This is a genomic window from Pseudonocardia sp. ZF1, assembly GCF_056835605.1.
The window spans coordinates 519,660-541,484 of the sequence record NZ_JAJNBY010000001.1; the positions used below are offsets into that span (position 1 = coordinate 519,660).

A 21,825-nucleotide genomic window follows, 5' to 3' on the forward strand; every position below is an offset into this window, starting at 1 on the left:
GGTCCTCCCGCGGGCCGGACGGCGGGTTGAAACCGTGCCCACCGCTGTGATGCCATTCCCGGCATGAGTCAGGCAGCGACCCTCGGACCCCTGTGGGGCACCCGTCGCGCCGACCACTTCGACCAGGGCTGTCGCCCGAGCTGAGTCCCCCGACCACGCTCGCCCGATCGTCCCCTGGAGCACCACCGTGTCCGCGCCTGCCTCCGTGCCCGCGTCCCGCCCCGCCCGCCTGCGCGTCCCGCACGCACGACCCGTCACCGCGCCCACCCCGTACGGCCTCGAGGACCTGCAGGAGCTGACCCGCGAGATCGCCGCCGAGGTGCGCTCCGGGCGACACGAGGTCGTCGTCGACCCGGAGCGCCGCTGGTACCGGCTGCTGCGCAGCGACGGCTTCGTCGACGTCTGGCTGATCAGTTGGGCCACCGAGCAGATCGCGGAGCTGCACGACCACGCGGGCTCCCTCGGCGCCCTCACCGTGGTGTCCGGCTCGCTGACCGAGCGCCGCTGGAGCGGACCGTCCGGGCTGCGCACCCGGACCCTGCGTCACGGCCGCGGCGCCGGCTTCCCGCTGGGCCACGTGCACGACGTCGCCAACACCGCCGACGCCCCCGCGGTGAGCGTGCACGCCTACTCCCCGCCGCTGTCGGCGATGTCCTACTACGACGTCGAGGACGTCGCGGGCACCACCGGCCACCAGCGGCTGCGCCGCACCCGCACCGAGCTCGTCGAACCCGGCCGGGGTGTCGGATGAGCCGCACCGTCGCCGACCTGCTCGCCGCCGCCCGCGCCCGGCTCGACCGGCCGGACCCGCGGCGTGCCGCGGAGCTCGCCGCGGCCGGGGCGCACCTGGTCGACACCCGGCCGGGGTGGCAGCGTCGTGAGGAGGGGCAGATCCCGGGCGCGCTGGTGATCGAGCGCAACCACCTGGAGTGGCGCCTCGACCCGACCTCCGACGCTCGCGTCCCCGAGGCCGTCGACCACGACGTCGCCTGGGTGCTGTTCTGCTCGGAGGGCTACAGCTCCAGCCTGGCCGCCGCGTCGCTGCAGGACATCGGGCTGCACCGGGCCACCGACGTCGACGGCGGCTTCCGCGCCTGGGCCGCGGCCGGGCTCCCGGTCGAGGCCGGTCAGGACGGCCCGTCCGACGCCACCCGTCCGCCGGACAGGCGCGCGTCGAGGTAGCCCGCTACCAGCGCGGTCAGCTCGTCGACGACGACCGCCCGCGCGAACCCGGGCCGCTCCAGCACGAACCCGGTGGTGAGGTGCTCGACGGTCCGCACGACCGTCCACGCCGCGGCCCGCGCCGCGTCGGTGTGCCCGGCGCCGCGGGTGAGCAGCACCGTGGTGACCAGGTCGTCGATCCGGCCGGCGAACGCGGCCCGGCGCCCGCCGGGGGAGCGCGGCAGCTGCTCGACGATCACCCGTAGCAGGTCCGGCTCCTCGCCGAACGTGTCGAGCAGGGTCTCGAGGGTCGCGCGCACCGCCGGCGCGGTGCCCGCCCCCGGCCCGGCCGCGGCGACCGAGTCGAGGAACGCGCGCGAGACGCGAGCCTCCATCGCGTCGAGGTAGCGATCCAGCACCTCGGTCAGCACCGCGTCCTTGTCCGGGAAGTACTGGTAGAGCGACCCGGGCGACACCCCGGCGGCGGCCGCGATCCGGTTCGTCGACGCGCCGTCGTACCCGCGGGTGACCAGCACGTCCCGGCCCGCCGCGACGATCCGCTCCACCATCGCCCGGGACCGCTCCTGGCGCGGCTCGCGCCGCCGGGCCCCGCGCCCGCTCACCGGGCGCCCCGGAACGCGCGTTGAAGGCGAGCATTCGCTCGTGTCAGCATCGGTCCATGCTGGCAGAGCCGCCCGTCGCCCCGCGACGCTTCCGCAGTGCGCCCGAGCGTGCCGCGCGGATCGCCCGTCCGCTCGGCCTGGTCGCCGGGGTCCGCGACCCCGACCCCGCGCTGCTCGCCGAGATCGGCCGCCGGATGCTCACCCGTGACGAGACCGGCGCCGCGCTGGCCCGTGCGATGGGACGCGACCGCGACGAGACCGGCCACGCCGGCAGCGGCCGTGTGACCATGCGGGCGTTGCACACCGCGCTGGCCGCGGGCGCCGCGCCGGCCGACGCCCCGCCCGCGCTGCGGGACTTCCTCGCCGCGGTCACCCCGGACCCGGACTGGCTCGACCGGGACCTGCTCGAGCGCGGCGCCCGCGCCTACCGCAGGCTCGGCCGCAGCCGCGACGACGTGCTGCTGGGACTCTCGCTGATCGGCGGCTACCGCTACGGCGGCCCCACCGAGCTGCTCGTCCGCACCGGTGGGCTCACCGGCGCCGGCGCGATGCGCCGCCTCGGTGAGACCCAGGCGTGGGCGTTCGCCGTCAGCCGTCCCGGCGGGATGGTGCCCGGCGGTGCGGGCTGGGCGGCGACGCTGCACGTGCGCGCCATGCACGCCCTCGTCGCGGAGCGGTTCGAGCGGGGCGACCGCTACGACGTCGCCGGCCACGGGCTGCCGATCAACCAGGCCGACGCCGCGGCCACGCTCGGGCTGTTCAACAGCACCGCGATCCTCGGCTGCCGCCTGCTCGGACGGCACGTCCCGCGCGCCGACGGCGACGCGATCATGCACCTGTGGCGCTACGTCGGGTGGCTGATGGGCGTCGACGACGACTGGCTGTTCGACACCGAGCGCGCCCAGAACGCGTTCAACCACCACATCGTGCTGGCCCAGGGCGACGTCACCCCGGCAGGCCCGCTGCTCGCGGGCGCGCTCGTCGAGGGGCTGCGCAGCGAGCGGACCGGTGGCCCCGCCGACCGGTTCCGCGGCGCCTGGGAGCGACGACGGCTGCTGTCGCTGCTGCGGGTGTTCCTGCGCGCCGAGGGCCTGCGCGACCTGGACCTGCCGGTGACCGCGGCGTGGATGTGGCCGTCGCAGGTGCTGCGCAACCTGGTCGAGTCGCTGCTCGTCGCGCGGACCGCACGGGGGCGGCGGTGGCTGGAGCGCCGCTCGGACCGCCGCGTCGAGGCCGACCTGGCCCGTCGCTTCGGCCGCGAGACGCCCGGCCCCCGCGACCTGGCCGCCTGACCGCGCCCGCCGGGATCAGGTGAACGCGCTGATCCCGGTCACGTCCCGGCCCACGATGAGGGTCTGGATCGTCTCGGTGCCCTCGAAGGTGTGGATCGCCTCGATGTCGGCCCAGTGCCGCACGACGTGGTGCTCCAGCAGGATCCCGTTGCCGCCGAGCAGGTCGCGCGCCTCGGAGAGGATCTTGCGGGCGGTCCGGGTGTTGTGCATCTTCGCCAGCCCCGCGACGGTCGGCGACAGTTTGCCCACCTCGGCGAGCCGGGCGGACTGCATGCAGTAGAGCTGCATGCCGGTCAGGTCGGCGAGCATCGCGACGAGCCGCTGCTGCACGATCTGGAAGCTCGCCAGCGGCTTGCCGAACTGCTCGCGCTCCAGCGCGTAGCGCAGGGCGGCGTCGTAGCCGGCGGTCGCGTGGCCCAGCGCCATCCAGGCGCAGGTGCCCCGGGTGGTGGCCAGCACCGCGGCGCAGTCGGCGAAGGTCCGCGCCTGCGCCAGCCGGTTCTCCTCCGGTACCCGGACCCCGTCCAGCTCGATGTCGGCCTGCCAGAGCGCCCGCAGCGACACCTTGCCCGGGATGACGGTGGCCTCGTAGCCCTCCGCCGGGGTCTCGACGACGAACCCGAGCACCTCGCCGGAGTCGGTGTCGCGCGCCCACACGACCACCAGGTCCGCGACGCTGCCGTTGCCGATCCAGCGCTTCGACCCGCGCAGCACCCAGTGGTCGCCGTCGCGGGTCGCGGTGGTCTCCAGCGCGACCGAGTCCGAACCGTGCATCGGCTCGGTCAGCGCGAACGCGCCCAACTTGTCCATGGTGGACATCGACGGCAGCCAGCGTTGCCGCTGCTCCTCCGAGCCGCACATCGCGATCGCCTTCATCGCCAGGCCCGCGTGCACCCCGAGGAACGTGCCGAGCGAGCCGTCGCCGCGGTGCAGTTCCATGTGCACGAGGCCGAGCGCGAGCGGGCTCATCCCGGCCGCCCCGTAGCCCTGGATGTCCTCGCCGACGATCCCGAGCTCGGGCAGGCGCCGGAACAGGTGCCAGGGCAGCTCCGCGCGCTCCCAGTAGTCGTTGATGCCGGGGAGGACCTCGGTGTCGACGAACGTGCGGGTGTCGGCGAAGCGCTGCCACTGCTCGTCGGTGAACTGGTCGCGCACCGAGAAGAAGTCGGTGCCCAGAGCCTCGCCCAGCTCGGTGTACGGAGTGGTCGGTGCGGTCATGATCGCGGGCCCCTCGCCGTCGACGGAGACCTGATCCTCACAGAATCACCGGGGTTCCGCCGGGCGGAACTCAGGCCCGCACCAGGCAGAACGGGTGCCCGATCGGGTCGAGGAACACCCGGAAGCTCTCCGGTGCGGGCTGGGTCTCGTGCTTGACGGCGCCGAGCGCCAGCACCGCGGCCTCCCCGGCGTCGAGGTCGGGCACGTCGAAGTCGACGTGCCCGCGCTGCGGGCGCACCTGCCCCGGCCACTCCGGCGGGGTGAACTCCCCCTCGGAGATCTGCTGGAACGCCAGGGTGGCGCCCGCCCCGCCCGCGTCCAGCTCGACCCAGTCGGGGTCGGTGTCGGTGGGGCCGACGACCGGCCAGCCGGTGATCGCGGAGTAGAACCGGGCGAGCTCCAGCGGGTCCGGGCAGTCGAGCGCGAACAGTGCGAACCTGGCAACGGGTGCATCGGTCATGGGGGCAGTGTGCCTGCGACCCCCGACAGTCACGCCTCAGAGCGCGTCGATCGCCCGCTCGATCCGCTGCACCGACACCGGATGGCGGGTCTTCATCGGGTGCGCGTACAGCGAGATGCGCAGCTCCTCGACCATCCACCCGATCTCGCGCAGCGCGGCCGACGGCGGCGTGTGCTCGGGCAGGGCGGCCAGCAGCCCGCGGTACTCCGCCTCGACCGGTGCGATCTCGGCGGTCCACCGGGCGTCGCGGGCGGGGTCGGCGCGCAGCTTCTCCAGCCGCAGCTCGCAGCCCTGCAGGTAGCGCTTCACGTCGCCGAGCCGGGTCGCCCCGGCGGCGGTGACGAAGCCCGGCGCGGTCAGCCGGCCCACGACCGCCGTCACGTCGGCGACGCCGTCGCGGGTGGCGGGGCCGCGCAGGTCCGCCAGCGCCGCACCGACCCGGTGCCAGACCTCCAGCACGCCGCGTACGGCGTCGAGGACCTGCAACGTCGTCGACGGCAGCCGCATCCGCAGCAGCTCCGCGAGCCGGGCGTACTGCGCCTCGTCGAACGGGTCGCCGCCGCCCCGGGCCATCAGGTGGTCGGCCGCGGCGGTGGTGCAGTCGTCGAGCAGGGCGTCGAGCGAGCCGTGCGGGTTGCGCGACAGGGCCAGCCGCGCCCGGTTGTCCAGGCCGCGCTGCACCTGCTTCCCCGGGTGGGTGGTGTTGAGGAGCAGGAGCCGCCGGGCGCCGCGGTGGTGGGCGGGGTCGCGCTCGGGCGCCGTCGCGTACACCCGGACGTCGGCGCTCGTGCCGCGGTCGCGCAGGCCCGGGTAGCCGGTGACCGTGTGCGCGCCACGCCGGATCGGCAGCTCCCGGGGGAGGTCGCCGATCGTCCACGACGTCAGCCCGGTCGCCTCGACGTCGCTGCCCGCGGCGGCCAGCTCCTCGCGGACCTTCGGGGCGAGGGCGCGGCGCAGCCGGTCCAGGTCGGTGTCGCGGGCCAGCTCGGCGCCGGACTCGTCGAGCACCCGGAAGGTCACCGTCAGGTGCTCGGGCAGCCGCTCCAGCTCCCAGTCCTCACGCCGGATGTGCACGTCGCGCATCCGGCCGAGCTCGTCCTCCAGGACGTCCAGCAGCGGACGCCGGCCGGTCTCGCCGCGCAGCCGGGCCAGCACCGCCTTCGCGTGGTCCGGGGCGGGGGAGAAGTTGCGCCGCAGGTTCCGCGGCAGCGTCCGGATCAGCGCGGTGACGAGCTCCTCGCGCAGCCCGGGCACCTGCCAGGTGAACGGCGTCGGGTCGACCTGGTTCAGTGCCGCCACCGGTACGTCGACGGTCACGCCGTCCTCGTGATGGCCGGGCTCGAACGCGTAGGACAGCGGCAGGGTCAGCCCGCCCGCCTCGACGTGGTCGGGGTAGTGGGCGCGGTCGACCTGCTTCGCGGCCTCGGTCGCGAGCATCTCCTCGGTGTAGGTCAGCCGGTCCGGGGTCCGCCTCGACTCCTTCTTCCACCACCGGTCGAAGTGCGCACCGGAGACGACGTCGGCGGGGACCCGCTCGTCGTAGAAGGCGAACAGGGTGTCCTCGTCGACGACCAGATCGCGACGCCGCGCCCGGTGCTCGAGCTCCTCGACGTCCTCGAGCAGCTCCCGGTTGGCGTGGAAGAACGGGTGCCGGGTCTCCCAGTCGCCCTCGACGAGGGCGTGCCGCAGGAACAGGTCGCGGCTCACCTCGGCGTCGATCCGGCCGTAGGCGACGCTGCGGTCGGCCACCAGCGGCAGCCCGTGCAGCGTGACCCGTTCGGTCGCGACGGCGGACGCGCGCGTGCGTGACCAGCGCGGTTCCGAATACGTCTTCTTGACGAGATGTCCGGCGAGGGGCTCGATCCAGTCCGGCTGGACCGGTGCGACGGTCCGCGCCCACAATCTCGTCGTCTCGACGAGTTCGGCGGCCATCACCCAGCGCGGGGGCTTGCGCGCCAGTCCCGAGCCGGGCCAGATCGCGAACTTCGCGCCGCGGGCGCCGAGGTAGTCCTTCGGGCCCTTCCGCTCCTTCTTCCCGTCTCCACCGTCCCCTCTGCGCTTCCCCGTGGCCTTCTCGGAGAGAGGGTCCTGCATACCGACCTGCGACAGCAGCCCGGCCAGGACGGACTGGTGGATCCGGTCGGCGTGCCGCGGCCACTCGGGGTCGTGGTCGTTCAGATCCATGCCGGAGCTGCGGGCGGCCTGGCGGAGCTGGCCGTGCAGGTCCCACCACTCGCGCACACGCAGGTAGTGCAGGAAGTCCTCACGCAGCTCGCGGCGGAACCGGCTGCCCGACAGCTCGTCGCGGCGGGCGTTCAGGTGGTCCCACAGCCGCAGGTAGGCCAGGAAGTCCGAGCCGTCCTCACCGAAGCGGCGGTGTCTGTCGTCGGCGGCCTGGCGCTGCTCGGTGGGCCGCTCGCGCGGGTCCTGCACGCTCAGCGCGGCGGCGATGACCAGCACCTCGCGCAGGCAGCCGTTGCGGTGCGCCTCCACGAGCATCCGGCCCAGCCGCGGGTCCACCGGCAGCCGCGCCAGCGACTGTCCGACCGCGGTCAGCGAGCGCCGGTCCGGGCGCAGCGCGCCGAGCTCGTGCAGCAGGTCCAGGCCGTCGGCGACGGCACGCCGGTCCGGCGGCTCGACGAACGGGAACTCCGAGATCTCGCCCAGGTCCAGCGCGATCATCTGCAGGACGACCGACGCCAGGTTGGTCCGCAGGATCTCCGGGTCGGTGAACTCGGGGCGGGCGTCGAAGTCGTCCTCGGCGTACAGCCGGATCGCGATGCCGTCGGAGGTGCGGCCGCAGCGCCCGGACCGCTGGTTCGCCGAGGCCTGGGAGATCTTCTCGATCGGCAGCCGCTGCACCTTGAGCCGGCGCGAGTAGCGCGAGATGCGCGCGGTGCCGGTGTCCACGACGTAGCGGACGCCGGGCACGGTCAGCGAGGTCTCGGCGACGTTGGTGGCCAGCACCACCCGGTTGCCCGCGTGCGGCGCCCAGACACGCTGTTGCTCGGCCGTCGACAGTCGGGCGTAGAGCGGCAGGATCTCGGTGTTCCGCAGGTTGCGTCGCTCCAGGGCCTCGGTGGCCTCGCGGATCTCGCGCTCACCGGGCAGGAACACCAGCACGTCGCCCGGTCCCTCGCGCTGGAGCTCGACGACGGCGTCGCCGATCGCGTCGTCCAGCTGCCGGTCGGGATCGGCGTCCGGGTCGTCCGGGTCGACGACGGGGCGGTAGCGCACCTCGACCGGGAACGTGCGCCCGGAGACCTCGACGATCGGGGCCGGGGTCGGGTCGCTGCCCTCGGTGGCCGTGCCGAAGTGCCGGGCGAAGCGCTCCGGGTCGATCGTCGCCGAGGTGATGACGACCTTCAGGTCCGGACGGCGGGGGAGCAGCCGGGTCAGGTACCCGAGGATGAAGTCGATGTTGAGGCTGCGCTCGTGCGCCTCGTCGATGATCAGCGTGTCGTAGGCCAGCAGGTCCTTGTCGCCGGCCAGCTCGGCCAGCAGGATGCCGTCGGTCATCAGCTTGACCATGGTCGAGTCGCCGACGGCGTCGGTGAACCGGACCTTCCAGCCGACCGCCCCGCCGAGCTCGACGCCCAGTTCCTCGGCGATCCGGGTGGCGACGGTGCGCGCGGCGAGCCGCCGCGGCTGGGTGTGCCCGATCATCCCGTGCACACCGCGGCCCAGTTCGAGGCAGATCTTCGGCAGCTGCGTCGTCTTCCCGGATCCGGTCTCCCCGGCGACGATCACGACCTGGTTGTCGCGGATCGCGTCGGCGATCTCCTCGCGGCGTGCGGAGACCGGCAGCGTCGCGGGGTAGGAGATCCGCGGCAGCGCGGCGCGGCGCCGTTCCACGCGGTGCTCGGCCTTCGCGACGGCGTCGGCGACCCGCTGCTGGGCACGCCCGTCGCGGGCCCGGTCCAGCCGGCCGCGCAGCCGCTCGGCCTCGGCCGGTCCGAGCGCGTCGAGGCGCTCCCGCAGGGCGGTGAGCTCGGCGTCGTCGAGCGGGGGGAGCGGCTCGGCGGAGTCGCGGCCGTCGCGGTCGGGGCCGCGACGGCCGGGCTGGTCGGGGCCGGGCGCCGTGACGGCAGCGCGCCGACCCCGAGGCCCGCGGCGGCGCTGCGTCGATGCACGGCGGCGCTGCTGATCGCGGGCCGGGACGCCGCGCGCGGCGCCCTCCGTCCCGGGGGCGGCCTGCGCTGCGGCGAGGTCCGATGAGGTGTTCTCGTGTGGAGGTGTGTCCTGCGGGGTGCCGGAGCTCCCGCCGCGCGCCTGGTGGTCGCCCCGTGCGCCGGGACGGCGGCGGGGTCGGCGCGGACGGTCGTGCGACGACGGCTGTGCGGAAGTCGGAGACGGGACGGGTTCGCTGGACATCGTTCGTTCAGTCTGCCTGCTCGCCCGGGACCGGGCGTGCGCCGACCATGGTGACCGGCCTCGCAGGCGTCGTCGAATGGGTTTCGGGAATCGGCGGTATGGGGTCCGAACCGGACGCCGGTCGCCTCGCGGCGAGTGGCGCACCGCGGCTCCAGCCGAACGGAACTCCACGGCGGCGGTTGTCTATTGCGGCCCGGGGACTCGGTTCGCCCGGCTCGGACAGTCGTTCCAACGGGAGGGGGTCCCGGATCATTCCCGCCCCGCGCGACGGTTTCCGGCTCAGCTCCCGCCCCCCTCGGGAACGGTGTCGGACCCCGCCTCGGCGAGCCGGGCCAGCAGGTCGCGCAACCGGGCCCGCTCGGCCTCGTCGAGCGGGGCGAGGAACTCGGCGGCCAGCGCACGGGCCTCGGTCGCGGCCCCGGTGGCCAGGCGTTCGCCCTCGTCGGTGAGGTGGACCAGCCGTCGTCGCTGGTCGGTCTCGGAACGCGAGCGGGTCAGCCAGCCGTGACGTTCCATCCGGCGCAGCAGCTCGGTGGTGGTGCCCTTGTCGGTCGCGGCGAGCGATCCGAGCGTGACCTGGTCGATCCCGGGGCGCCGGCGCAGCGCGTCGAGCATCGCGTACTGCGGCTTGGTCAGCTGCGGGACGCGCTGCTGCCAGGCCGCGGTGTGGGACTGCAGGACCCGGCGGAGCAGGTGGACGACCGCCTCGTCGGCACCCGGGTTGCGATCGGTCATGCCGCGAGTATAGTGCGTATGCAAACAGTTAGTATACGAACTAGTTGGGAGGTGGTCCGGTGCGACTCGTCGTGGGAATCACCGGCGCGACCGGCGCGATCCTCGGGATCCGCCTGCTGGAGGCGCTGCGCGACGCCGAGGTCGACACGCACCTCGTGCTCTCGAAGTGGGCGCGGGCGACGATCGTCGAGGAGACCGGCTGGACGGTGCCCGAGGTCGAGGCGCTGGCCGGGACCGCGCACCCGTTCGGGGACCAGGCGGCCTCGATCTCGTCCGGCTCGTTCCGCACGGACGGGATGGTCGTCGTCCCCTGCTCGATGAAGACCCTCGCGCAGATCCGGCACGGCATCGCCGACGGGCTCGTGGCCCGCGCCGCGGACGTCACGATCAAGGAGGACCGGAAGCTGGTCCTCGTGCCGCGGGAGACCCCGCTGTCGGAGATCCACCTCGAGAACATGCTGGCCCTGCGCCGCACCGGGGTGCGGATCGTCCCGCCGATGCCCGCCTTCTACAACCACCCGGCCGCGGTGGACGACGTCGTGGACCACGTCGTCGCCCGCATCTGCGACCAGTTCGACCTGCCCGCCCCGCGGGCCCGCCGCTGGACCGGCGGGTCCGCGCGTCAGAGGAGGAGCGCCTGATGGACACCTTCCGCGACTACCTGGCCGAGCTCGAGCGGCACGGCCAGCTCCTACGCATCGACGACGAGGTGAAGGCCGAGCCCGACCTCGGCGCCGCCGGTGCCGCCGCCCCGAAGCTCGGCGACCGCGCCCCCGCGCTGCTGTTCACCGACGTCGCCGGGTTCCGCGACCCGAACATCGTGCTCAACGCGCACGGCTCCTGGGCCAACCACGCCGTCGCGCTCGGGCTGCCGCCGGAGACCCCGGTGCGCGAGCAGGTCGAGGAGTTCGGTCGTCGCTGGGACGCCTTCCCGGTGCCGGTCGAGCGGCGCGCCGACCCGCCGTTCGCGGAGAACACCGTCGCCGGCGAGGCGGTCGACCTGTTCTCGCTGCTGCCGCTGTTCCGCATCAACGCCGGCGACGGCGGCTTCTACATCGACAAGGCCGCCGTCGTCAGCCGCGACCCCGACGACCCGGAGTCCTTCGGCAAGCAGAACCTGGGCATCTACCGGATGGAGGTCCAGGGGCCGCGCACGCTCGGTCTGCAGCCCGTCCCGCAGCACGACATCGCGCTGCAGCTGCGCCGCGCCGAGGAGCGCGGCGAGGACCTGCCGGTCGCGATCGCGCTCGGCAACGAGCCGACGATCCCCCTGGTCGCGGGCATGCCGATCGCCTACGCCGACAGCGAGTACGAGATGGCGGGCGCCCTGCGCGGCTCGCCCTGCCCGATCGCCACCGGTCCGGAGACCGGGCTCGACGTCCCGTGGGGCTGCGAGATCCTGCTGGAGGGCGTCGTCCTGGGCCGCGAGCGGCACTTCGAGGGCCCGTTCGGCGAGTTCACCGGGCACTACTCCGGCGGCCGCCGGATGCCGCAGATCCGCATCGACCGGGTGTCCTACCGGACCACGCCCTACTTCGAGCACCTCTACATCGGCATGCCGTGGACCGAGTGCGACTACCTCATCGGGCCGAACACCTGCGTCCCGCTGCTCAAGCAGCTGCAGGCCGAGTTCCCCGAGGTGCGCGCGGTCAACGCCATGTACACCCACGGCCTGCTCGCGATCGTCTCGGTCCGCAACCGCTACGGGGGCTTCGCCAAGGCCGTCGGGATGCGGACCATGACCACCCCGCACGGCCTCGGCTACTGCAAGGTCGTGATCTGCGTCGACGACACCGTGGACCCCTTCGACCTGCCCCAGGTCATGTGGGCGTTGTCGACCAAGATGCACCCCGCGCACGACCTGGTGACCCTGCCCGACATGCCGGTGCTGCCGCTGGACCCCGGGTCCGACCCGGTCGGCATCACCCACAAGCTGATCATCGACGCCACCACCCCGACCGCCCCGGACGACCGCGGGCACTACTCCCAGGGCGTCGTGCCGCCCGACGACACCGCGGCCTGGGTCGAGCGCCTCGGCCGCCTCGTCGCCGGCGACCGGAAGGAGAACCTCTGATGACCTGTCCGCGCTGCTCCACCGACGGCGCCGCCGTGCTCGCGACCTCCCCGGTCCCCGGCGTGTGGACCGTGCACCGCTGCAGCCTGTGCGGCTTCGTCTGGCGCGACACCGAGCCGCCCGCCGTCCGCGACGCCGCGCACTACCCGGCCCGGTTCCGGGTCACCGAGCAGGACGTGGCCGCCGCGGTCGACGTGCCGACCGTCCCGGAGCGCCGGGCGTGACCCCGACGCTGATGTGGGAGGCCCGCGCCGCCGACGGCCGGCGCGACGAGCTCCTCGCCCACGTGCGCGAGCGGGCCGCCGTCGCGCTGGCCGGCGCCGAGCGCCACGAGCTGTTCGTCGCCGACGGCGGGCGGGTCGTCGTCATCGCGGTCGGGGTGCCGGCCGGCACGACGCTGCCCGAGCCGCCCGGCGAGCTGCTGGCCCGGCCTCCGCACTCCTGGGGCTTCGACCGGGTCGGCCCCTGACCCGTCCTCAGCCGGCCCCGAGCGCCGCGAGCACCCCGTCGGTCCACGGCGTCCACGCCTGGACCGCCCACGGCCCGAAGTCGCGGTCGGTCAGCACGACGGCGGCGGCGCGCACGTCCGGGTCGACCCACAGGAACGTGCCGGACTGGCCGAAGTGGCCGAAGGTCCGCGGCGACGAGTGCTCCCCGGTCCAGTGCGGGGACTTGCCGTCGCGGATCTCGAAGCCCAGGCCCCAGTCGTTCGGCCGCTGCCGTCCGTACCCGGGGAGCAGGCCGTCGAGCCCGGGGTGGGTGACGGTCGTCGCCTCAGCGACGGTGCGCGGGTCGAGCAGCTGCGGGGCCTGCAGCTCGGCGGCGAAGCGGGCCAGGTCGTCGACGGTGGACACCGCGCCCGCGCCCGCCGAGCCCTCCAGCCGGGTGTGCGTCATCCCGAGCGGGGCGCAGACGGCCTCGTGCAGGTACTCGGCGAACCCGATGCCGGTCGCCTCGGCGATGGCGCCGGCGAGCACCGCGAACCCGGTGTTGGAGTAGATCCGCTGCTCACCGGGGGCGGCGCGGACGTCGTCGGTGTCGAACGCCAGACCCGAGGTGTGCGCGATCAGGTGGCGCACGGTCGCGCCCTCCGGGCCGGCCGCGTCGTCCCAGTCGACGGCGCCCTCCTCCACGGCGACCAGCGCGGCGTAGGCCGAGAGCAGCTTGGTCACCGAGGCCAGACCGAACTCGCGGTCGGTGTCGCCCGCGGTGGCGAGCACGGTGCCGTCGGCGGCGACGACGGCCGCGCCCACGTGGTCGACCGGCCAGTCCAGGACCCGGCGCACCGCCGGGGCGAGCTCGGTCACGACGGGAGGTGCGGTCGGGTGCGCATGCCGTCCATCCTGGCAAACGGGCGGGACCGCAGCCGCCCGGGCGATGATCGGGCCCGTACCGCGTCCGCCGGGTCCCGCATCCGGCCGCGCACCGCGAGGGAGGGCACCGTGCCACTGCACCACGAGACCACCGGGTCGGGACCGCCGCTGCTGCTGGTCCAGGGCGGCGTGGCCGAGGCCGGCGCGGCCCGGATGCTCGTCGGCGAGCTCGCCGTCACCCACCGGGTCCGCACCTACGACCGGCGCGGCGTCGGTCGCAGCCCGGCCGGGCCGGACCCGGTCGGGCTGACCGCGCACGCCGACGACGCCGCCGCGCTGCTGGCCGACACCGGACCGTCCGCCGTCGTGGGGGTGAGCATCGGGGCAGTGATCGGCCTGCTGCTCGCGGTGCGCCACCCGGACCTGGTCACGACGCTGGTGGCGCACGAGCCGCCGCTGCCCGGCCTCGTCCGCGATGCCGACCGCGAGGCGGCCCTGGACCGGGTCGAGGCGCTCGCCGCACGCGACGACCTCGGCGGGGCGCTGCGGCTGATGGCCGCGCTGACCTCGGGCGAGGACCCCGTCGAACCCGGCTACCGGCCGGAGCCGCCGTCCGGGGACCCGGAGCCCGCGCTGCGCCGGTTCCTGCGCCACGACGTCCCCGCGGTACGGGCCGTCCGCATCGACCCCGACGACATCACTGCGAGCGGGGTCCGGGTCGTCCCCACCGGTGGGCTCGAGTCGCGCGGGCGCTGGGAGCACCGCTGCGCCGAGGTGCTCGCGTCCCGGCTCGGGCGTGGGCTCGTCGAGCTGCCCGGCGGCCACGACGGGCCCGTGACGCACCCGGTCGCCGGCGCGGCCGCGCTGCGCGGGCTGGTCGGCGGCACGTGAGCGGAACCGTGCTCGTCGGCACCTCGGGGTGGCGCTACCCGCCGTGGCGCGGCACGTTCTACCCGCCCGGACTGGTGCAGCGCCGCGAGCTGGAGTACCTGTCCCGGCAGGTCACCTCGATCGAGATCAACGGGTCGTTCTACGCGTTGCAGCGCCCGGAGAGCTACCGCGCCTGGGCCGCGCAGGTCCCCGCCGGTTTCGTGTTCGCGGTGAAGGGCCCGCGATTCGTGACGCACCTCAAGCAGCTGCGCGACGTCGCGGTGCCGGTCGCGAACTTCCTCGCCTCCGGGGTGCTCGGCCTCGGCCCGGCGCTCGGGCCGGTGCTGTGGCAGCTCCCGCCGCGGATGCGGTTCGACGCCGACCGGGTCGCGGAGTTCCTGACCCTGCTGCCGTCGACGACGGCGGCGGCTGCCCGCGCCGCGACCGGTCACGACGACCGTCTCGACGGGCGCGCGCTCGTCGAGACCGACGGCGACCGCCCGCTGCGCCACGCGGTCGAGCCCCGGCACGAGTCGTTCCGCGACCCCGCGTTCACCGCGCTGCTGCGCGAGCACGGCGTCGCCCTGGTGCTGTCGGACTCCGCGGGCACCTGGCCGGTGTTCGACGAGGTCACCGCCGACCTCGTCTACCTGCGCCTGCACGGCCAGGGGGAGCTCTACACCGGCGGCTACACCGCCGAGGCCCTCGACGGCTGGGCGGAGCGCATCCGGGCCTGGCGCGACGCCGGGCACGACGTCGTCTGCTACTTCGACAACGACGCGAAGGTCCACGCACCGGCCGACGCACTGGCCCTGATCGACCGCCTCGGCTGACCTGTTCGGCCGACTGTCGGCACGGCTGAACGGACCTGTCCTCACATTTGTTGATAAGGACGGGCCGCCTGATACGCCGGCCGCCGTCGCCGCGACAGCCGTGACGTGACCACTCCGCAGAACCGCCACGGCGCCCCGGACCTCTCCGGCCCGCCGCAGCAGCAGTCCGGCCCGCACCGTGTCCCGCAGCAGTACCCGGGCACCCAGGGCCCCGGCCGCCACCAGCAGCAGTACGCGCAGGACCCGCGCGGTGCCGCGCCGCAGGGCTGGGCGCCGCACCACCAGCCCCGGCCGCAGCACTCCGGCGGGAACCCGAACCCCTACTACGACGGCCACCCCGAGGTCCCCTTCGGCGGGCCGCCCTTCGGCCGCACCAACCCGGGCGGGGTCCCGCAGCAGACCCGCGGCCCGCAGCAGCAGGCCCCGGCCGCCACCGGCGCCCAGCCCTGGCCGAGCGCGGCCCGGCGCGGCGGTGTCCCGCAGCAGCGCACCGCGGCCCCGGCCGTCCCCGCCGTCGCCCCGCGCAACGGGTTCGGCGTCACCGCGCTGGTGCTCGGGATCCTGGGCCTGCTGTTCTCCTTCATCCCGATCATCGGGATGATCGCCTGGCCGCTGGTGCTGCTGGGCCTGCTGTTCGGTGTGCTCGGGGTCGTCCGGGCGAGCAGGGGCCGGGCGGACAACCGCGGCGTCGCGATCGCGGGCACCGTGCTCTCGGTGATCGGGCTCGTGGTCTGCGTCCTCTACGCGTCGGTGTTCGCCGCCGCGGTGTCGGGTCTGCCGACGACCTCCTCGACGGCGACTCCGGCCGTGGCCGGGTCGGGAGCCTCCGGCGCCTTCCCGGGTGCGACCGCCGACGACGTGGTCGCCGATGCAGGTGAGACGCTGACCGTCGGGAACCTGCAGATCGCGGCCACCCCGCTGCAGCCGGGCGACTCGACCATCGGGCAGACCCTGTGCTCGGACGTCACCTACACCAACACCGGATCCGGTACGGAGTCCTTCAACGGGGGCTTCGACTGGAAGCTCCAGGACCCGAACGGCGCGGCGCTGATGACCACGCTGCTCGGTTCCGACTCGCTGCTCTCCGCCGGCCAGCTGGCGCCCGGCGGCACCACGACCGGCACCGTCTGCTTCGACCGGCCGAGCGGCGCGACCGGGCAGTACGTCCTGCTCTACGACGCGATGGACTTCTCCAACAGCCGCGGAGCCTGGCTCAACCAGGTCGGCTGACCCCAGACGGACGCCGGGACGCTCGGCAGCGACGCGCCCGCGCAGTCGCTGGAGTGGTCACGCACGACGAGCGTCCCGACGGACGACGAGGCCCTCCCCGGGGACGCCCGGGGAGGGCCTTCCCACGTCCGGGGTCAGGCCGCCAGTCCCACCGCGAGGGCCAGCACGCCCAGCAGCGGCGGCCCCAGCTGGATCGACGCCGGCCGCCGCTTCGACGGGTCCGACAGCAGCAGCACCAGCCCGGCGGCGACCATCGAGCCCGCCCCGGTGAACACCAGCGTCGCGCCGACGCTGCGGGCGCCCGTCGCGAACACCACGGCCCCGAGCAGCACGGCGACGGCGAGGAACAGGTTGTAGAAGCCCTGGTTGAACGCCAGCGCCCGGGTCTGCTCCGCCTCCGCGCGGTCCGTACCGAAGGTCGCCCGGGCCCGGTCGGTGGTCCAGAGCAGCGACTCCAGCACGAAGATGTAGACGTGGATCAGCGCCCCGATCCCGGTCAGCACCAGCCCGGCGACGATCACGACGGCCCCCTCCGCGGCGGAACCGTTCCGCCGCAGGGGGACCGTAGTGGGACCGGCGGCAGCGGGGTCAGCGGCTCGCTGCCCGCCGGTACTGCCGGCTCGCCAGCGGCGCGAACACCGCGACGATCACGACCGACCAGATCAGCACGTAGAGCACCGGGTGCTGCAGCGGCCAGGCGTCCGAGGCGGACGCCGACGCGGGGATCGCGCCGTCGTTGCCGAACAGGGTCCGTGCGGCCGCGGTGACCGCCGAGACCGGGTTCCACTCGGCGAACAGCCGCAGTGGGCCGGGCAGCGAGTTCAGCGGCACGAAGGTGTTCGCCAGGAACGTCACCGGGAAGATCACGATGAACGACGCGTTGTTCACGACCTCCGGGCTCGGCACCAGCAGCCCGACGAACGCCATCACCCACGAGAACGCGTAGGCGAACACGATCAGCACCGCGAACCCGGCGAGCGCCTCGCCGACCGAGGTGTGGATGCGCCAGCCGACCAGCAGCCCGGTCAGCGACATCACGACCAGCACGATCAGGTTGTTCACCACGTCGGACAGGGTCCGGCCGGTCAGCACCGCCGACGACGACATCGGCAGCGAGCGGAACCGCTCGATGATGCCCTTCTTGACGTCCTCGGCGAGCCCGGCGCCGGTGTTCGTGGCCCCGAAGATGACGGTCTGGGCGAAGATCCCGGCCATCAGGAACTCGCGGTACCCGGCCCCGCCGCCGGCCGGGTCGATCGCGCCGCCGAAGACGTAGGCGAACAGCAGCACGAACATGATCGGGGACAGGGTGGTGAAGACCAGCAGGTCCGGGACCCGCTTGATCTTGATCAGGTTGCGCTTCGCGACGACGGAGGCGTCGGCGAGCATGGTGGCGGCGGCGTTCACGGGGTCGGCTCCTCGGCCTGGTCCGCCTCGTCGGCGGGGCGCCCGGTCAGGGTGAGGAAGACGTCGTCGAGCGTCGGGCGGCGCAGCCCCGCGTCGTCGACCTTGGTGCCGGCCTCGGCGAGCCGGTCCAGCGCGGCGCGCAGCACCTCGACCCCGCCGCTGACCGGCATCGTCAGGGAGCGGCGGTGCCGGTCCAGCACGGCCTCACCCACGCCGAGCGAGGCGAGCAGTGCGGAGGTGGGCTCCAGGTCGTCGGCCAGGCTGGTCGTGACCTCCAGGCGCTCCCCGCCGACCTGCGACTTGAGCTCGTCCGCGGTGCCGCGGGCGATGACCCGGCCGTGATCGATGACCACGATCTCGTCGGCCAGCGCGTCGGCCTCCTCCAGGTACTGGGTGGTGAGCAGCAGCGTCGTCCCGCGCGCGACGAGCCCGCGGATCACGTCCCACAGGTCGTTGCGGCTGCGCGGGTCCAGCCCGGTGGTCGGCTCGTCGAGCAGCAGCACCGGCGGGTCGGCGACGAGCGCCCCGGCCAGGTCGAGCCGGCGGCGCATCCCGCCGGAGTAGGTCCGGGCCGGACGGTCCGCGGCGTCGGTCAGGCCGAAGTCGGCCAGCAGCTCACGGGCCCGGTCCCGGGCCCGGCGCCGACCCAGGTGGTAGAGCCGCCCGACCATCTCCAGGTTCTCGAAGCCGGTCAGGTACTCGTCGACCGCGGCGTACTGCCCGGACAGACCGATCCGGCGGCGGACGCCTGCCGGGTCGGCCAGCACGTCGACGCCGGCCACGGTGGCCGCGCCCGCGTCCGGTGTCAGCAGTGTGGTCAGCACCCGGACGACCGTGGTCTTCCCGGCGCCGTTCGGGCCCAGCAGGCCGAGCACCGTCCCCTCCGGCACCGACAGGTCGACCCCGTCGAGCGCGCGGAGCGAACCATAGGTCTTGACCAGTCCCGTGGCGCGGATCGCGTCCGGCATCGTGTTGTCCCCCTCGGAAGGTGCGAGTGGGGGCCACTGTGCCCTACGACCCTGACAACCTGCGTCCTGATTCGGCCCGGCGGCGCGCGTGGGCGAGCAGCATCCGGCGCCCGACCAGCATCAACGCCGCCGACACCAGCATCACGACGGCGTTGACCGTCCACGCGGTCGGGAAGCCCGCGTGGGTGGCGAGCGAGCCGAAGACGATCGGTCCGGCGAAACCGCCGGCGTAGACACCGACCTGCACGATCGACGTCGCCGCGGCCGGGGCGGACGGGTTGAGCCGCACCACGGCGAACTGCAGCAGACCCGGCCACGCCCAGCCCAGCCCGAACGCCAGCACCACCCCGACGACCAGCGCGGGCGTCCCGGGCACGGCGAGCAGCCCGAACCCGCCGGCGCCCGCGGCGAGACTCGCCGCGACGACGGCGACGTGGCCGCCCGAGCGCATATCGGCCAGCCACCCGTGCAGCATCCGCACCGACAGCCCCACCACACTGCCGAGGGTCAGCATCAGCCCGGCCAGACCGGGGTCGATCCCGCGGTCCACCGCCGAGGCGACCAGGAAGATGCCGAGCGCGGTCGCGGTCCCGGCCGCGAGCCCGGAGGCGGCGCCGATCACGGCGAGCGCGGCCGTCGCCCGGTCGCCGGACCCCGTGCGGGCCGCCGGGCGGGCGTCGGTGCGCGGGCACGCGGACAGTGCCGCCAGCGCCAGCAGCGCGCCGATCCCGTACGCCCAGCGCCAGCCCACGGTCAGCGCCACCGCGGGGACGGCCAGCCCGGCCAGCAGCGTCGCCGCCGGGATCGCGGCCTGCTTCACCCCGAAGGACAGCCCCATCCGGTGTGCGGGCACCGAGCGCGCGAGCGTCAGGTTCGACGACAGCTGGCCCATCACGTTGCACCAGGCGCCGCAGAGCAGCAGGACGACGAGCGCGACGTAGGACCGCGCGCCCAGCGCCAGGGCCGCCATCAGCACCGCCGCCCCGACGACGGCGATCCGGCTGGTCACCCGTGATCCCACCCGCTCGACGACCATGCCGACCGGCAGCGAGCACAGCGCGCTGACCCCGAAGTACAGCGCGACGACCAGCCCCAGCCCGGACGGGTCGAAGGCCAGGTCGCGCGAGAGCTGCACCGACAGGGCACCGGTGAGGAACACCGGGAGCACCGACGCCGTCGTCACGACCACCGCGCCGGTCGCGACGCGGAAGGCGGACGGCGCGGTGGTGTCCGTCGTGCCCGATTCGGTTGCGATGCTCACGTTCAGCAACGCTAACCGATATGCGTCAACCCTGGATGCGCGAGTCCCCGCGGCCGGCCCACTCCTTCTCGCGCAGCTCGAACTTCTGGACCTTGCCGGTGGAGGTCTTGGGCAGCTCGTCGACCAGCTCGACGTACTTGGGCGCCTTGTACCGGGCGATCCTCGTCTTCACGTGGTCGATCAGCTCCTGCGGCTCGGCGGAGCGGCCCGGCTTGAGCACGGCGAAGGCCTTGCAGACCTCGCCCCACTTCTCGTCCGGCACCCCGACGACGGCGGCCTCCAGCACCGCGTCGTGCGAGACGATCGCCTGCTCGACCTCGACGGTGGAGATGTTCTCGCCGCCGGAGATGACCACGTCCTTGGCCCGGTCGCGCAGCTCGACGTAGCCGTCGGGATGCACGACGCCCAGGTCGCCGGAGTGGAACCAGCCGCCCCGGAACGCCTCGGCGGTCTTCTCCTCGTCGCGGTGGTAGCCCTTCATGACGTTGTTCCCGCGCATCACGATCTCGCCCATCGTGGCGCCGTCGCGGGGGACGTCGGCCATCTCCTCGTCGACCACCCGGACCCGGTCCGCGCACACCATGCCGACCCCCTGGCGGGCCTGGAGCCGCGCCCGCTCCTCGCCGTCGAGGTCGTCCCACGCGTGCTGGTACTGGTTCACCGCGTACGGCCCGTAGGTCTCGGTGAGGCCGTACACATGCACGATGCGGAACCCCATCCGCTCCATATGCAGGATGGTCGTCGGCGACGGCGGCGCGCCGGCCGTCGTGATCGTCAGCCGGTAGTCCAGGGTGACGGCCTCGGGCGCGTTCATGATCGTCGTGACGACGGTCGGGGCGCCGTTGAGATGGGTGACGCCGTGCTCGCCGATCAGCCGCCAGATGGTGTCGCCGCGGACCTCGCGCAGGCAGACGTGGGTGCCGCCGATGGCCGTCACGGCCCACGGGGTGCACCAGCCGTTGCAGTGGAACATCGGCAGCGTCCACAGGTAGACGCTGTCCGCGGTGTGCCCGGAGTGGACGATCTCGCCGAAGGAGTTCAGGTACGCACCGCGGTGGTGGTACTCGACGCCCTTCGGGTTGCCGGTCGTCCCCGAGGTGTAGTTGATCGTGATGGTGGCCCGCTCGTCGTCGACGGCCCAGGGCCGCGGGTCGTCCGAGCCGCGGGCGAGCAGGTCGGCGTAGCTCGTCCCGGAGCCGACGCCGTCGCCGGGCGCCGCCGGGTCGACGACGGTGACGATCTCGCGGACCGTGGCCAGCTCGTCGGCGACCGGGCGGACCGTCTCGTACAGGACGGCGTCGACGACCAGCACCGTGGCCGCCGAGTGGTCCAGGATGTAGCGGACCTCCTCGGTCGACAGCCGTGTGTTGATCGCGACCAGGACCGCGCCCGCCAGCGGCACCGCGAAGTGCGCGACGAGCATCTCCGGGACGTTCGGTAGCAGGTAGGCGACCCGGTCACCGGGCTCGACGCCCGACGCGGCGAGGGCGTTCGCCACCCGGGTCGCCTCCGCCGCGAACTCGGCGTAGGTGTGCCTGCGGTCGCCGTAGACGATCGCCGTGGACTCCGCGAACACCTCGGCCGAGCGGCCCAGGAAGGCCAGCGGGGTGAGCGGGGTGGTCCAGACGTCGGTCGTCGCGCCCTGTGTCACGGTCGGCTCCTTCGCAGGCGGTGCACTCGTCGCCGCGATCCTGCTCGCTGCGAGGAGTGCCCGGCAACTCGCGCCGGCCGCGCCCCCCGGCGCCCCCGACCGCCGGGGCTCAGTCCTCGATCGTGATGGCGGCCTTGGGGCAGCTCCGTGCCGCCTCCTCGACCTTCGGCCGCAGCGACTCGGCCGGGTTCTCGTCGAGGATGTAGAGGTAGTCGTCGTCGCGCACCTCGAAGACCTCCGGCGCGACACCCATGCAGACCGCGTTGCTCTCGCAGCGGTCGAAATCCACGATGACCTTCATGACATCCATGGTGCCCCCGCCGTGACGACGGCGCAGGACTGAGGGCTCCCTGAC

At 74.1% G+C, this 21,825-nt stretch carries 22 protein-coding genes; 10 read left to right on the top strand and 12 right to left on the bottom strand.

Annotation, left to right across the window (positions count from 1 at the left end; all coding sequences use genetic code 11):
- Nucleotides 1-205 precede the first annotated feature (205 nt).
- Together ZF1_RS02625 and ZF1_RS02630 are read left to right on the top strand one after the other, a co-directional pair.
- A complete protein-coding gene (locus ZF1_RS02625; RefSeq protein WP_346105909.1) occupies nucleotides 206-751 on the top strand; it encodes a cysteine dioxygenase in 546 nt (181 codons plus the stop codon).
- Nucleotides 748-1,182, top strand: a complete 435-nt coding sequence (locus ZF1_RS02630) for a rhodanese-like domain-containing protein (RefSeq protein WP_226354896.1) — start codon at nucleotides 748-750, stop codon at nucleotides 1,180-1,182. The genes ZF1_RS02625 and ZF1_RS02630 overlap by 4 nt, the downstream gene beginning before the upstream one ends.
- On the opposite strand, the gene ZF1_RS02635 is transcribed toward ZF1_RS02630, so the two are convergent.
- Nucleotides 1,128-1,784 (bottom strand): TetR/AcrR family transcriptional regulator, encoded by a 657-nt coding sequence (locus ZF1_RS02635; RefSeq protein WP_482636369.1) that lies wholly within the window; start codon nucleotides 1,782-1,784, stop codon nucleotides 1,128-1,130. The genes ZF1_RS02630 and ZF1_RS02635 overlap by 55 nt on opposite strands.
- Before the next feature lie 56 nt (nucleotides 1,785-1,840).
- Here ZF1_RS02635 and ZF1_RS02640 point away from each other — a divergent pair, with 56 nt between their 5' ends.
- The gene (locus ZF1_RS02640; RefSeq protein WP_357439252.1) at nucleotides 1,841-3,076 is read left to right on the top strand and encodes an oxygenase MpaB family protein; all 1,236 of its coding nucleotides are present in this window, start codon (nucleotides 1,841-1,843) and stop codon (nucleotides 3,074-3,076) included.
- A 15-nt stretch (nucleotides 3,077-3,091) separates the two neighbouring features.
- Here ZF1_RS02640 and ZF1_RS02645 read toward each other — a convergent pair whose 3' ends face one another.
- The 4 genes from ZF1_RS02645 to ZF1_RS02660 all read right to left on the bottom strand — a co-directional run bounded on the left by ZF1_RS02645 (nucleotide 3,092) and on the right by ZF1_RS02660 (nucleotide 9,863).
- On the bottom strand, nucleotides 3,092-4,294 hold the full coding sequence (locus tag ZF1_RS02645; protein WP_208824530.1) for an acyl-CoA dehydrogenase family protein: 1,203 nt from the start codon (nucleotides 4,292-4,294) through the stop codon (nucleotides 3,092-3,094).
- Nucleotides 4,295-4,364: 70 nt separating this feature from the next.
- A complete protein-coding gene (locus tag ZF1_RS02650) occupies nucleotides 4,365-4,754 on the bottom strand; it encodes a VOC family protein (RefSeq protein WP_476653654.1) in 390 nt (129 codons plus the stop codon).
- Between the two features lie 36 nt (nucleotides 4,755-4,790).
- Nucleotides 4,791-9,128: an ATP-dependent RNA helicase HrpA gene (gene hrpA / locus ZF1_RS02655; protein ID WP_482636370.1), complete on the bottom strand. Its 4,338-nt coding sequence runs from the start codon at nucleotides 9,126-9,128 to the stop codon at nucleotides 4,791-4,793.
- Between the two features lie 279 nt (nucleotides 9,129-9,407).
- Nucleotides 9,408-9,863: a MarR family winged helix-turn-helix transcriptional regulator gene (locus ZF1_RS02660; RefSeq protein WP_482636371.1), complete on the bottom strand. Its 456-nt coding sequence runs from the start codon at nucleotides 9,861-9,863 to the stop codon at nucleotides 9,408-9,410.
- 59 nt (nucleotides 9,864-9,922) lie between these two features.
- On the opposite strand from ZF1_RS02660, the gene ZF1_RS02665 reads away from it, so the two are divergent.
- From ZF1_RS02665 to ZF1_RS02680, 4 genes are read left to right on the top strand one after another with little or no spacing between them, the layout of a single operon-like run.
- A complete protein-coding gene (locus ZF1_RS02665; protein ID WP_208824538.1) occupies nucleotides 9,923-10,504 on the top strand; it encodes a UbiX family flavin prenyltransferase in 582 nt (193 codons plus the stop codon).
- Nucleotides 10,504-11,937 (top strand): non-oxidative hydroxyarylic acid decarboxylases subunit C, encoded by a 1,434-nt coding sequence (locus tag ZF1_RS02670; protein ID WP_208824540.1) that lies wholly within the window; start codon nucleotides 10,504-10,506, stop codon nucleotides 11,935-11,937. Before ZF1_RS02665 ends, ZF1_RS02670 begins: the two co-directional genes overlap by 1 nt.
- Nucleotides 11,937-12,161 (top strand): non-oxidative hydroxyarylic acid decarboxylases subunit D, encoded by a 225-nt coding sequence (locus ZF1_RS02675; RefSeq protein WP_251787177.1) that lies wholly within the window; start codon nucleotides 11,937-11,939, stop codon nucleotides 12,159-12,161. The genes ZF1_RS02670 and ZF1_RS02675 overlap by 1 nt, the downstream gene beginning before the upstream one ends.
- On the top strand, nucleotides 12,158-12,406 hold the full coding sequence (locus ZF1_RS02680) for a hypothetical protein (RefSeq protein ID WP_208824544.1): 249 nt from the start codon (nucleotides 12,158-12,160) through the stop codon (nucleotides 12,404-12,406). Before ZF1_RS02675 ends, ZF1_RS02680 begins: the two co-directional genes overlap by 4 nt.
- Before the next feature lie 7 nt (nucleotides 12,407-12,413).
- Here ZF1_RS02680 and ZF1_RS02685 read toward each other — a convergent pair whose 3' ends face one another.
- Nucleotides 12,414-13,244 (bottom strand): serine hydrolase domain-containing protein, encoded by an 831-nt coding sequence (locus ZF1_RS02685; protein WP_251787178.1) that lies wholly within the window; start codon nucleotides 13,242-13,244, stop codon nucleotides 12,414-12,416.
- A gap of 135 nt (nucleotides 13,245-13,379) precedes the next feature.
- Here ZF1_RS02685 and ZF1_RS02690 point away from each other — a divergent pair, with 135 nt between their 5' ends.
- The 3 genes from ZF1_RS02690 to ZF1_RS02700 all read left to right on the top strand — a co-directional run bounded on the left by ZF1_RS02690 (nucleotide 13,380) and on the right by ZF1_RS02700 (nucleotide 16,183).
- Complete coding sequence (locus ZF1_RS02690; RefSeq protein WP_482636372.1) at nucleotides 13,380-14,141, top strand: alpha/beta fold hydrolase; 762 nt, start codon at nucleotides 13,380-13,382, stop codon at nucleotides 14,139-14,141.
- Nucleotides 14,138-14,953: a DUF72 domain-containing protein gene (locus ZF1_RS02695; RefSeq protein ID WP_482636373.1), complete on the top strand. Its 816-nt coding sequence runs from the start codon at nucleotides 14,138-14,140 to the stop codon at nucleotides 14,951-14,953. Before ZF1_RS02690 ends, ZF1_RS02695 begins: the two co-directional genes overlap by 4 nt.
- A 105-nt stretch (nucleotides 14,954-15,058) precedes the next feature.
- Nucleotides 15,059-16,183 carry a DUF4190 domain-containing protein gene (locus ZF1_RS02700; RefSeq protein ID WP_482636374.1) on the top strand — a complete coding sequence of 375 codons (1,125 nt, stop codon included), beginning with the start codon at nucleotides 15,059-15,061 and terminating at the stop codon, nucleotides 16,181-16,183.
- Nucleotides 16,184-16,317: 134 nt separating this feature from the next.
- Here ZF1_RS02700 and ZF1_RS02705 read toward each other — a convergent pair whose 3' ends face one another.
- From ZF1_RS02705 to ZF1_RS02730, 6 genes are all read right to left on the bottom strand, one after another.
- The gene (locus ZF1_RS02705; RefSeq protein ID WP_208824554.1) at nucleotides 16,318-16,704 is read right to left on the bottom strand and encodes a DUF1304 domain-containing protein; all 387 of its coding nucleotides are present in this window, start codon (nucleotides 16,702-16,704) and stop codon (nucleotides 16,318-16,320) included.
- A 67-nt stretch (nucleotides 16,705-16,771) separates the two neighbouring features.
- A complete protein-coding gene (locus tag ZF1_RS02710) occupies nucleotides 16,772-17,590 on the bottom strand; it encodes an ABC transporter permease (RefSeq protein ID WP_374107532.1) in 819 nt (272 codons plus the stop codon).
- Nucleotides 17,587-18,558, bottom strand: a complete 972-nt coding sequence (locus ZF1_RS02715) for an ATP-binding cassette domain-containing protein (protein ID WP_251787183.1) — start codon at nucleotides 18,556-18,558, stop codon at nucleotides 17,587-17,589. Before ZF1_RS02715 ends, ZF1_RS02710 begins: the two co-directional genes overlap by 4 nt.
- A 43-nt stretch (nucleotides 18,559-18,601) precedes the next feature.
- On the bottom strand, nucleotides 18,602-19,819 hold the full coding sequence (locus tag ZF1_RS02720; protein WP_253067624.1) for an MFS transporter: 1,218 nt from the start codon (nucleotides 19,817-19,819) through the stop codon (nucleotides 18,602-18,604).
- A gap of 25 nt (nucleotides 19,820-19,844) precedes the next feature.
- The gene (locus ZF1_RS02725; protein WP_482636375.1) at nucleotides 19,845-21,470 is read right to left on the bottom strand and encodes an acyl--CoA ligase family protein; all 1,626 of its coding nucleotides are present in this window, start codon (nucleotides 21,468-21,470) and stop codon (nucleotides 19,845-19,847) included.
- Between the two features lie 109 nt (nucleotides 21,471-21,579).
- Nucleotides 21,580-21,771, bottom strand: coding sequence for a ferredoxin (locus tag ZF1_RS02730; protein WP_224392573.1), 192 nt, complete (start codon nucleotides 21,769-21,771; stop codon nucleotides 21,580-21,582).
- Between the last annotated feature and the right edge of the window lie 54 nt (nucleotides 21,772-21,825).